The sequence below is a fragment of the Rhodococcus sp. 15-649-2-2 genome, from assembly GCF_002258645.1.
Taxonomy (GTDB): Bacteria; Actinomycetota; Actinomycetes; order Mycobacteriales; family Mycobacteriaceae; genus Rhodococcoides.
Map to the genome: position 1 here is coordinate 79,273 of NZ_NPFM01000016.1, position 11,150 is coordinate 90,422.

At 65.2% G+C, this 11,150-nt stretch carries 9 protein-coding genes; 5 read left to right on the forward strand and 4 right to left on the reverse strand.

The genetic code is table 11. The features are described from left to right. Window positions 1-6 precede the first annotated feature (6 nt). Genes CH305_RS08145 through CH305_RS08160 form a run of 4 tightly spaced genes read right to left on the reverse strand, consistent with a single transcriptional unit; the run spans window position 7 to window position 4,733 of the window. Window positions 7-1,758 (reverse strand): ABC transporter permease subunit, encoded by a 1,752-nt coding sequence (locus CH305_RS08145; RefSeq protein ID WP_218828577.1) that lies wholly within the window; start codon window positions 1,756-1,758, stop codon window positions 7-9. 4 nt (window positions 1,759-1,762) lie between these two features. After that, on the reverse strand, window positions 1,763-3,265 hold the full coding sequence (locus CH305_RS08150) for an ABC transporter substrate-binding protein (RefSeq protein WP_256983609.1): 1,503 nt from the start codon (window positions 3,263-3,265) through the stop codon (window positions 1,763-1,765). Further along, window positions 3,262-4,011, reverse strand: coding sequence for an ABC transporter ATP-binding protein (locus CH305_RS08155; RefSeq protein WP_037152054.1), 750 nt, complete (start codon window positions 4,009-4,011; stop codon window positions 3,262-3,264). Before CH305_RS08155 ends, CH305_RS08150 begins: the two co-directional genes overlap by 4 nt. Further along, window positions 4,008-4,733, reverse strand: a complete 726-nt coding sequence (locus tag CH305_RS08160) for an ATP-binding cassette domain-containing protein (protein ID WP_179278229.1) — start codon at window positions 4,731-4,733, stop codon at window positions 4,008-4,010. Before CH305_RS08160 ends, CH305_RS08155 begins: the two co-directional genes overlap by 4 nt. 98 nt (window positions 4,734-4,831) lie before the next feature. Between CH305_RS08160 and CH305_RS08165 the strand changes: the two genes are divergently transcribed. The 5 genes from CH305_RS08165 (at window position 4,832) to CH305_RS08185 (ending at window position 10,933) form a co-directional block, all read left to right on the forward strand. After that, complete coding sequence (locus CH305_RS08165) at window positions 4,832-5,341, forward strand: TIGR04338 family metallohydrolase (RefSeq protein WP_032402744.1); 510 nt, start codon at window positions 4,832-4,834, stop codon at window positions 5,339-5,341. Between the two features lie 52 nt (window positions 5,342-5,393). After that, on the forward strand, window positions 5,394-6,158 hold the full coding sequence (locus CH305_RS08170) for an LLM class F420-dependent oxidoreductase (protein ID WP_032402743.1): 765 nt from the start codon (window positions 5,394-5,396) through the stop codon (window positions 6,156-6,158). Window positions 6,159-6,244: 86 nt separating this feature from the next. Continuing rightward, window positions 6,245-8,053: an ABC transporter substrate-binding protein/permease gene (locus CH305_RS08175; RefSeq protein WP_094703354.1), complete on the forward strand. Its 1,809-nt coding sequence runs from the start codon at window positions 6,245-6,247 to the stop codon at window positions 8,051-8,053. Between the two features lies 1 nt (window position 8,054). Next, window positions 8,055-8,801, forward strand: coding sequence for an amino acid ABC transporter ATP-binding protein (locus tag CH305_RS08180; protein ID WP_094703355.1), 747 nt, complete (start codon window positions 8,055-8,057; stop codon window positions 8,799-8,801). An 80-nt stretch (window positions 8,802-8,881) separates the two neighbouring features. Further along, window positions 8,882-10,933: a PhoX family phosphatase gene (locus CH305_RS08185; RefSeq protein WP_094703356.1), complete on the forward strand. Its 2,052-nt coding sequence runs from the start codon at window positions 8,882-8,884 to the stop codon at window positions 10,931-10,933. Window positions 10,934-11,150 lie beyond the last annotated feature (217 nt).

Here is an 11,150-nt window from a genome sequence, read left to right on the forward strand (position 1 = left end):
TCGCGCTCATGTACTGCGCCCTCCTGCATCGACTTTCTCGACGACGCTACCGGTCGACCTCACTCGACCCGACGTGGCCGCCGCGAGAGATACAGCGAGAACGGCGAGGGCGATCAACGACGCCAGCGGAGCTGCCGCCACCCAGGGTGCTCGCTCGACCGCTGCGACGCCGTCGGACAGGATCAACCCCCAGTCCGCCGTCGGCGGTTGCGGTCCGAGACCGAGAAATCCGAGTGCGGCCAGGGCCAGGGCGACCCCGGGCAGACGAATCATGGCGTGCCGCAGCACTACCGGAACCACAGCGGGGACGACGGACCCGAGCAGAATTCTTCCGTTGCCTGCCCCGAGCGTGGGCAGGATGGAGATGTACGGCCGAGCGCGGGTTTCCTCGACGAGCGCGGCGGTGTGCGCCGCAAGCGGAGCCCACGTGACGATCAGGACCGCGACGGCCGCCCCGCCTGCGCTCGGACCCCAGATCGCCGCGATCAGAATTCCGGTGACCACCGGCGGTGCCGCGTTGGTTACCTCTACCAGGCCCCTCGACGCGCGCGGAACCAGACCCAACAGCACACCGACCACCAGCGCCGCGAGCGTGACCGCCAGTGAGAGTCCGATCGACCGCAGTGCGCCGTCGGCGACCCGGGCCAACAGATCTCGTCCGGACGCGTCCGTTCCGAACGGGTAGGCAAGGGATGGAGCCGCGAACTTCTCCCTCGTAGTCGCCTGACCGTCGCGTGGGAGCCCGGCAAGCTCCATGACCAGCAGGACCGACGCGGCAGCGATCGGCACCAACCACCGTCGCGGTGACGGATGGAAAACTCCGGACGGGATGGGCATAGCCTTCTCGTGCAATGCGCTGCCGAGGAGCAACCGTCGGGCAAGTTCTGCAGCGATACCAAGGGCAGCGCTGACCGCCAGCAGGAGCAGAATGTCGATCTGCAGGGCAGGAAGGTCCTGAGACTGCGCGTCACCGAGGGTGGCTCGCCCCAATCCCGGTATGGCGAACACCTTTTCGACGGCCACCGCGCCGCCCGTCATGGCGACCATGACAAGACCGATCTGCGACGCAATACTCGGAAGCGCGCGGCGCAGCACCGCGCCGGCGATCTGCGAGCGGGAGAACCCGGCGACCGTCCACGTGATGACCCAGCCCTCGGTGAAGGTGACGGCGATCGCGTCGGCGAGCAGTCGGCCGATGAGTCCGCCCGCGGGTAGCCCGAGTGCGAGTGCGGGTAGCACTGCGTACTCGGGACCGTTCCAGCCGTACGCCGGAAAGGACAGCCACACGGCTCCGACAAGGACGAGCCCCGACGCGAGCAGGAACTCCGGTAACGAAGTCAGCGCTGCGGCGACGCCACCCCCGGTACGTTTCGGGCTGCCGCGCAAACCTGTTCGCACACTGGGCAACACGACGAGAACCGCCGTGACGACTGCGACCACCATCGCGAAGACCATGAGGGTGAGCGAGACCGTCAAGGCATCGAGGGCACCGGGAAGTACCGGTTGGCCGGTGTTCCAGGAAGTTCCGGGATTGCCAGACGCGATGCCGGTGAGCCAGTCCCAGAACATTCGTAGCGGCCCGGCATCGAGGCCGAGGTCGCGGCGGATTGCGTTCAGGGCCTCGGGGGTCGGTTCCTGCTCGGCCGACCGAGCCCGCAGAATGCTCAGTGCCGGATCGCGATTCGACAGCCACGGCAGCATCCCGACGAGCAGGACGACACCGGCGACAGCAACCAGACGCGAGGCGGTAGTGCGCACTACCTTACTCGAATGTGGTCTGGTTGGTGATGAGCGTGCGTTCCCTAGGGTCGCGAGCGACGCCGGTGATGGCCACGGATTCACCCTGGATCACGCGTTCGTGCAGCATCGGCACGGCCGCATCCTGCTCCAGGATCAGCTTCTCGGCCTCGAGAACGGCGGCGCGTCGCCCGTCGCCCGGTTCGGTGGCCGATGCGCCGGACAGGGCCGCGTCGACCTGCGGGTCGCAGAACTGGGAGATGTTGAACGATCCGTCACAGGCGAAGTCGGAATACAGATACGCCACCGGATCGCCGGAGTCGAGCACCGTGGCCCGGGAGAGGATGAACGCGTCGAATACACCACTGAGAGCGTCGGTTTCGATGAACTGGTATTCGCGCACCACCTGGTTCACGACGAAGCCCTTTGCCTCGAGCTCCTGCTGCAGCAGTACCGCGACCTCGGGTAGTTCGGCGCGATCGGTGAAGGTGGCGAGGGTGATGGTCTTGCCGGTGGCATCGCCCGCCGGGGTCTCGGTGCGCACCGGACGGTCCGCGGCCCAGGGCAGCGCTGGTCCGAGAAGTCCGTTCGCCGCGTCGGCGCGGCCCTCGTAGACCTGCTCGACCAGACGATCCTTGTCCACCGATTCCCTTGCGGCGGCGCGCATCGCCGGATCTGCGAACACCCCGGACGCGGTGTTCAAGTAGAGGGTGTTGGTACGCGGCATGGGGACCTCGTGCACCAGCGCCTCGTCGATGTTGGCGGTCTGCGACACCGGAATCGCTTCCACGACATCGGCGGTGCCGTTGCGCAGCGCCGCTGCGCGGGCAGTACCGTCGGGCACGAAGTCGACGTCGATGCCGGCGAGCTTCGCGGCCTCACCCCAGTAGTTCTCGTTGCGGTCAAGCGTGGCACTGGATGTGCCGTTCACTCCGGTCAGCACAAAAGGTCCGGTGCCGGTGCCGACGGGGTCGCTACCGCCTGCGGAGTAGGCCTCGGGCGCTAGGATTGCCAGCTGCGGGCTCGAGAGTCGCTGCGGCACCAACGGATCGACGTCCTCGGTGGTGACCTCGACGGTGTTTTCGTCGGTAGCAGTCACCGTCAGCTCGACGCCGTCGAGGATGCGCGGCTTCGGCGCGGCCGTGGTGGCAGCGGTCAGGGCGGTGACGACGGCGGCAGCATCGAGTGGCGCTCCGTTGTGGAAGGTGACGTCGGGGCGGAGGTCGAAGCTCCAGGTGCGGTCATCGAGACGATTCCAGGCTGCCGCCAACAGGGGCTGAGCATCGCCCAGGTCGTCGAGGGAGATCAAGGTTTCGGCTGCCGACCAGCGTGAAAGTTTGAAGGCGTCGTCGCTGAACTGCGAGAGCGCCGAGCGCGGAGGCTGCAGCATCGCCACACGGGCGCGGTTCTCTGCATCCCCGGACGCGGGCCCGGACGCGAAGCAGCCGGTAAGCGTGAGTGCACCCACACACGCGAGAGCGCCGACGCGGAACATGTTGGTGATCAATGAATCTCCTGTGATGGTCATGCAAGCCGGGGTACGGCGTCGATCAGATCTCGGGTACAGGGGTGCCGCGGTGCAGTGAGAATGTCTCGTACGCTGCCGGTTTCGACGATCCGGCCGTCGTGCATCACCGCCACGTCCCTGCAGAGCCGAGCGACTGCCGACAGATCGTGGCTGACGATCAGCACTGCGCTCGGCAGTCCGGCCAGGACTGCGAGGACCTGCTCACGCAGATCGGGGTCCAGCCCGCTGACCGGCTCGTCCGCCAGCAAATACTGTGGTTCGCAGGCCACCGCACGAGCGATGGCGACGCGTTGATTCTGACCACCGGACAGTTCCGTCGGCCGGCGCTGCAGATAACGCTCGTCCAGCCCGACGGCAGCGAGTGCGGCGCCTGCCTTGGCTCGATGATCGCCGTCGACGCCGAGAAGTCGCAGCGGCGTCGCCACCAAGTCCAGGACACTGCGGCGTGGGTCGAGGCTGGTCGCGGGATCCTGGGGTACGTACTGCACGAGTCTGCGAAACCACCGCAGCGATCGCGCGGAAGCGGAACACACTGTGCGCCCATCTAATTCGATGGTTCCTTCGAAGGGCATATCCAACGCCAACAGCATGCGCAACAACGTGGTCTTGCCCGAACCGGATTCGCCGACCACTCCTGTACGACCGGCCGGCGGCAGCGTGAACGAGACGCCGTCCAGGGCGGTACGAGACGAGCCGTGCCGAGCGTAGGTGCGCGTGATGTCCGTGGCCACCAAGCCCGCGGTCATGGCATGACCAACTGACGAAACGGATCGGCAGCACGCGCGTGATCGACCATGCGTCCAACGATGTCGGTCGCAGGATGTTCCAGAATTGTTGCCGTGGAACCAGATTCGATGATGCGTCCTGAATCGAGAACCATCAGATGGTCGCACAGCTGCGCGGCGACGGCGATGTCGTGCGTGATCATCAGCAGCGACGGCACCTCACGGAGCGCGTCCAGCACCCGAGCCTGGCTGACCACATCGAGGGCCGTCGTAGGCTCGTCGGCGATCACCAGTGACCTCGCCCGCGCCAATGCGACTGCGATACAGACGCGTTGACGTTGGCCACCGGACAGTTCGAGCGGGTGCGCGGCCAGGATGCGCTCGGCATCGAACAGACCCACCCGCTCGAGCAGTTCCGCGGCGTCGGACGTACGCAGTTGTTTGCCGACGGTGACCATCGGATTGAGGGCGGTGGCCGAATCCTGAAAGACCATAGCCGGGCGGGCGGCGTGGGGCAGCCGAGGTGTCGGAACTCCGGTGACGTTGTGGCCGTCGACGACGATGGTGCCGCTGCAGGTGATGCCCGGCGGCAGCGCTCCGACCAACGCCGAGGCGATCAATGACTTTCCCGATCCCGATGCGCCGAGCAAACCCAGGCGTCGACCGTCGGGGATCTCGAAGGACACACACCGGGCGATGCGGGTGCGTCCGGCGTCGATGCAGAGGTCGTCGACGACGAGCAAGGAACCTCCTGAACGCTGGAAATGGGAACGACTTCGACAATCGTTGTCGATAAAGACACTAGGCGAGGCGAGCGGGCGATACAAATTAGGCTGACCGGGTGAGCAGGGCGAGGGACACGCAGCGGTCCGCGGTGTACGACGCCGAACAGTTGGTGCGCACCATGTTCGATCGCGCCGAGGAGCGTGACATTCGCGTTGTGCAGGTGATGGGCTCGCAGATCACGCTGCCGATCGAGCGCAAGTTCGCGTCGCTGAAATCGGTGCAGACATACATCGACGCGGTCCTGGCACTGGATTGGGTCGCAGCCATGTGGCCCGACGCCGGTCGTGTGATCACCGTCCGAGCTCGGTCGGGCTCGGGTGCCGCGCACTACGAACCGGACACGGCCACCATCGCCGTTCCCTTGCATCACGGCAACAGAGCGTGGGCGTTGCGAGAACTGGTGGTTCTGCACGAGCTTGCGCACCACTTCGCAGACGAGGACGAGCAGCAACACGGAGGCGCATTCGTCGATCGCTACATCACCCTCGTCAGCGAGATCGTCGGCTCCGAGGCCGGGTTCGTACTGCGGGCGATGATGGCCGAGAGCGGCGTCCGCATCGGCTAGGCGTATTCGGGTGCATCATGGGAGACGCAGCCCACACGACGAGGAGACCCCCATGACCGTCAAGATCGGTGTTCAGCTTCAGCCCCAGCACGCTCCCGACTACCAACTCATTCGCGACGCGGTGTTGCGGTCGGAAGATGCGGGCGTCGACATCATCTTCAACTGGGATCACTTCTACCCGTTGTACGGCGATCTCGACGGTGCTCATTTCGAGTGCTGGACGATGCTGGGTGCCTGGGCCGAGCAGACGTCGAACGTCGAAATCGGTGCCCTCGTCACCGGCGGTGGCTACCGAAACCCCGACCTGCTGGCCGACATGGCGCGCACCGTCGACCACATCAGCGGCGGCCGCTTGATCCTCGGCATCGGTGCCGGCTGGAACGAGAAGGACTACGACAACTTCGGCTACGAGTTCGGCACGGCCGGTTCGCGTCTGGCATTGCTGAAAGAGAGCCTGGCCAGAATCCGTCACCGCCTGGACGTCGGCAACCCGGCACCCACCCGCGACATCCCGATCCTCATCGGCGGCGGCGGTGAGAAGAAGACGCTGAAGATGGTGGCCGAGTACGCGCACATCTGGCACAGCTTTGCGGACCTCGAGGCTCTCAAGCGCAAGTCGGAGATCCTCGCCGAGCACGGCACGACCGTCGGGCGGGACGTCTCGGGCATCACTCGATCGGTCTCATGGCCGGGCGCGGACACCGCTCAGGACTTCGTCGACGCCGGAGCAACGCTGTTCACCGTGGGTACCGGAGGCCCCGAATACGACCTCACGGAGCTCGGCGATGCCATCGCGTGGCGGGACTCGCACAAGTAGAGACACGTCACTGCAGTTCGTTGAGCGAAACCCTTGCGCGACGCCCGTTTGGGTGAGTGGGCCCTGGTCCGCTTAGGGTTTTGTGCATGGTTGCCGTACGCGCTTCACGCGCGCTCGTGGTTCTCGTTCTCGGACTGTTGATGGCACTCACGCTCGCCGCGTGTGGCACGTCGTCCTCCGACGATCAGGCGGCTGCAGGTCCGACCGACCTGTGTGCCCCTCCCGGTGTCGACAGTGCGTCGTCGACCCCGACGAACTTCGACGCCGCGGCCGCTGCCGCGACGGAGGACAAGTACACGACAGCGAACGTCACCCCGCTGGACCGGATCGACACGGGATCCCTCGGATTGGCGACGCCGGGCGTCCTCACCGTCGGCACATTGTCCGACGCCCCGCCCAGCATCTGCTTGGACTCGGCCGGCGAGTACACCGGCTACGACAACGAACTGCTGAAGGCCGTCGCTGCGAAGCTCGGCCTGCAGATCAACTTCTCGGGCACCGAGTTCTCGGGCCTGCTCGCGCAGGTGGCAGGCCGCCGCTTCGACGTCGGGTCGTCCTCGATCACGACAACGGACGAGCGCCGGAACACCGTCGGGTTCACCAACGGCTACGACTTCGGCTACTTCTCCCTCGTTGCGAAGGCCGGCGGCCCGATCACCAAGTTCGAGGACCTCAACCCGGGCACCAGGATCGGCGTGGTGCAGGGCACCGTGCAGGACGACTACGTGGTGAACACGCTCGGCCTCGATCCGGTGAAGTTCCCCGATTACAACACCGCCTACGCCAATCTCAAGACCGGCCAGATCGACGCATGGGTCGCCCCGTCACAGCAGGCGGAGGGCTTGGTCAAGCCCGAGGACGGCACCGCGATCACGCAGAACACGTTCTCGCTGAACAACTTCGTCGGCTGGGCCGTCGCCCGCGACAATCAACCGCTGATCGACGCCCTGAACTCCGGGCTCGACGCGGTGATCGCCGACGGTACCTGGGCCACCCTCTACTCCGACTGGGTCCCGCGCGAATTGCCCGACGGCTTCAAGCCGGGCAGCAAGGCCGCCACCCAGCCGGAGCTACCCGACTTCGCGGCCATCGCAGCTCAGAACGATGCGAACGCTCCCGAAGCCGTTGCCGTGCAACCTAAATCCACGCTGGCGCAGCTGGGGGATACGTTCTTCGATTGGTCGCTGTACAAGTCGGCCATCCCCGACCTGTTCAAGGTCGGTCTGCCGAACACGCTGATTCTGGCGTTGGCGTCGGGCATCATCGGTACGGCCCTGGGCATGCTGCTGGCCTTGGCGGGCCTCTCGCGCACGCGTTGGCTGCGCTGGCCTGCACGGGTCTACACCGACATCTTCCGCGGACTGCCCGCGGTGGTCATCATTCTGATCATCGGACTCGGTATCGGACCGGTGGTGCAGGGTCTGACGGGCGGCAACCCGTATTGGCTCGGCGCAGCGGCACTGTCTCTGCTCGCCGCGGCGTACATCGGCGAAATCTTCCGATCCGGTATCCAGAGCGTCGAGGCCGGTCAGATGGAAGCCGCACGGGCACTGGGGTTCAGCCGTCGTCGTTCGATGAACCTCGTCGTCGTCCCGCAGGGTGTCAGACGCGTCCTGCCGGCTCTGATGAATCAGTTCATCTCGCTGATCAAGGACTCGTCGCTGATCTACTTCCTCGGGTTGCTCGCCACCCAGCGTGAGCTGTTCGCCGTCGGTCGAGATCTCAACGCGCAGACCGGAAACCTGTCTCCGCTCGTCGCGGCCGGATTGTTCTACCTGGTGCTGACCGTGCCGCTCACCCATCTCGTGAACTACATCGACAAGCGATTGCGCACCGGTAAGGCCGAGCAGACGCTCGATCCGGTGGAGCAGGCCGTCGTCGTGGAAAGAGGCTGACATGACTTCTGTTTCGCCCGTATGCAGTGTTTCATTGCAAGGCAGGGATATTCACCTGTCGTTCGGCACCAACAAGGTGCTGCGCGGGGTGAGCATCGACGTCCCGGCCGGCACGACCACGACGGTCATCGGCCCGTCCGGGTCGGGCAAATCCACGCTGCTGCGTGCCCTCAACCGACTGCACGAGCCGGAGCAGGGCGACATTCTGCTCGACGGCAAGTCGGTTCTGAAGGACGATCCCGACAAGCTGCGCCAGCGTATCGGCATGGTGTTCCAGCAGTTCAACCTGTTCCCGCACAAGAGTGTTGCCGACAACATTGCGCTCGGCCCACAGAAGTTGCTCGGCCTGTCCAAGGAGGCTGCCCGCGCGGCGGCGATGGATCAACTCGAACTGGTGGGACTGACCGACAAGGCGGACTCGCGTCCGGGCAATCTCTCGGGCGGCCAACAGCAGCGCGTTGCCATTGCCCGCGCTCTGGCAATGAAGCCGGAGGTCATGTTCTTCGACGAGGCCACGTCCGCTCTCGATCCCGAGTTGGTCAAGGGAGTGCTGGCATTGATGGCCGACCTCGCCGAGGGCGGCATGACCATGGTGGTGGTGACCCACGAGATGGGCTTCGCGCGCTCGGTGTCCAACAAGGTGCTGTTCATGGATCACGGCAGTGCCGTCGAAACCGGAACGCCGGAGCAGTTGTTCGACGATCCTCATACCGATCGACTGAAAGCGTTTCTGTCGCAGGTGCTGTAGCACGTTAGGGCAGCCTCGTTCGCCCCAACTTCACCTGAACGTTCCTTTACTTTCGCTTTTGGGTGACAGCGTGCCGTGACATGAAGCCACTACCCTTGTTCGCCGTTCACGACGGAAGCTCCAAGCGCTCATCATTGACGTGCAAGTACAAGTGCGGTGATGCGTGCTTCCACGAGATTCCCAATACGTCGAAGGGCGAGTACTTCGGCGACATCGTCAAGACCGCGATGTCCCGGCGTGGCGTCATCAAGGGTGGAGCGATGGCAGTGCTCGCCGTGGGCGCGGGCAGTGCTCTGGCCGCGTGTTCCACCGACGAGCCGGCGGCTACCGGCAGTTCCGACACCACAGGCTCCGGCACCCCACCGGTCGATGGCGTGGATTTTGTTGCGGTGGAACCGAACACCGAGGACGCCGTAGTGGTACCCGAGGGTTACGAGCAGGGCATCGTCATCCGCTGGGGTGACGCAGTCGTGGCAGGCGCACCGGCGTTCGACTTCGACAACCAGACGGCCGCTGCGCAGGAGAAGCAGTTCGGCTTCAACAACGACTTCGCCGGTCTCCTGGCGATCGAGGGCACACCGAACGCGCACCTGCTGGTGGTCAACCACGAGTACAGCACCGAGCCCGCGATGTTCAAGGGCTACGACGCCGAGAACCCCACCCGAGAGCAGTTCGACGTCGCCCTTGCCGCACACGGACTTTCGGTGGTACAGGTTCAGGGCGAGTCGGGCACCGGCAAGCTGACCCCGGCCATGGGGCAGTACAACCGCCGCATCACCGGCACCACCGAGTTCGTCGTCACCGGCCCCGCCGCGGGCAGCAACTTCCTCAAGACGAGCGTCGATCCCACCGGCACCAAGGTGTTCGGCACGTTCAACAACTGCTCGGGCGGCCTGACACCGTGGGGAACCGTGCTCTCCGGCGAGGAGAACTTCAACCAGTACTTCGGCAATGCCGAGTCGGTCACCGATCCCGTTGTAGCGCAGCGTCTCTCGCGCTACGGAATCGAAGGTGCCGCGAGCGACCGCAAGTGGGAGCGCTTCGACAAGCGCTTCGACCTGGCGCAGGAGCCGAACGAGGTGAACCGCTTCGGGTACATCGTCGAGGTGAATCCCTGGGACCCGCAGTCGACTCCCATCAAGCACACCGCGCTCGGCCGCTTCAAGCACGAGGCCGCGACGATCCACGTCACCGATGACGGCACCGTGGTGGCCTACAGCGGCGACGACGAGCGCTTCGACTACATGTACAAGTTCGTCTCCAGCCGAAAGATGATGCCCGGCACCGGCCAGGCCGCGATGCGCAACAACCTGACGCTGCTCGACGCGGGCACGCTGTACGTAGCCACCCTCACCGGCGATACTCCCGACGAGATCGACGGATCCGGCACCCTGCCGTCCAACGGTGAATTCCGTGGCACCGGTACGTGGATCCCGCTGCTCGAAACCGGCGAGGACGGCCGCGGCACATCCCTCGTCGACGGTATGTCGGCCGAGGAGGTCGCGGTGTTCACCCGTCAGGCAGGCGACAAGGTGGGCGCAACCAAGATGGACCGTCCCGAGGACTTCGAGCCCAACCCGGTGACGGGCAAGGTCTACGTTGCGCTGACGAACAACTCCAACCGCGGCACCGAAGGCAAAGCTGCGGCCGACGAGGCCAACCCCCGCAACACCAACAAGAACGGTCAGGTACTCGAGCTCAACGACGACCACGCGGGCACGTCCTTCACCTGGAATCTCCTGTTGGTCTGCGGTGACCCCAACGAGTCCGACACCTACTTCGGCGGCTTCGACAAGAGCCAGGTCAGCCCCATCTCGTGCCCCGACAACCTCGCGTTCGACGCCAAGGGCAACCTGTGGGTCTCCACCGACGGCAATGCCCTCGACTCCAACGACGGCCTGTTCGCCGTCGTCCTCGACGGCGAACGTCGCGGCGAGACTCGGCAGTTCCTGACGGTTCCCGCCGGCGGCGAGACCTGCGGTCCGATCGTCACCGACGAGCGTGTCATGGTGTGTGTGCAGCACCCCGGCGAGAGCGACGACGCCACCGCCGACGCGCCGATTTCGCATTGGCCCGACGGCGGCGACACCCAACCGCGGCCGTCCGTCGTCGCAGTCTGGAAATCGGCTTAGCCGTATCTGTTTCGCCTGAACCGGGGCACTTATAGTCGGCAAAAGTCGGCTGTAAGTGCCTTTCGGCGTTGTTAGGTGTCATCGAATGCCCGGCGGCGATTCTGTCAATTCACAAGGTCTACGACGATGCGCCGAAGATGGTTGACCCGTTGGTAACGGATGTGTAAACCTACGTCGATAGGCCGGTAGCTGGAACTCCATTCGGGCTGTGCGCGCA

Coding starts and splice junctions, on each gene's coding strand:
- CH305_RS08155 (WP_037152054.1), bottom strand. CDS start 4,011: ATGACCGCGGGCTTGGTGGCCACGGACATCACGCGCACCTACGCTCGG.
- CH305_RS08150 (WP_256983609.1), bottom strand. CDS start 3,265: ATGACCATCACAGGAGATTCATTGATCACCAACATGTTCCGCGTCGGC.
- CH305_RS08185 (WP_094703356.1), top strand. CDS start 8,882: ATGAAGCCACTACCCTTGTTCGCCGTTCACGACGGAAGCTCCAAGCGC.
- CH305_RS08180 (WP_094703355.1), top strand. CDS start 8,055: ATGACTTCTGTTTCGCCCGTATGCAGTGTTTCATTGCAAGGCAGGGAT.
- CH305_RS08175 (WP_094703354.1), top strand. CDS start 6,245: ATGGTTGCCGTACGCGCTTCACGCGCGCTCGTGGTTCTCGTTCTCGGA.
- CH305_RS08170 (WP_032402743.1), top strand. CDS start 5,394: ATGACCGTCAAGATCGGTGTTCAGCTTCAGCCCCAGCACGCTCCCGAC.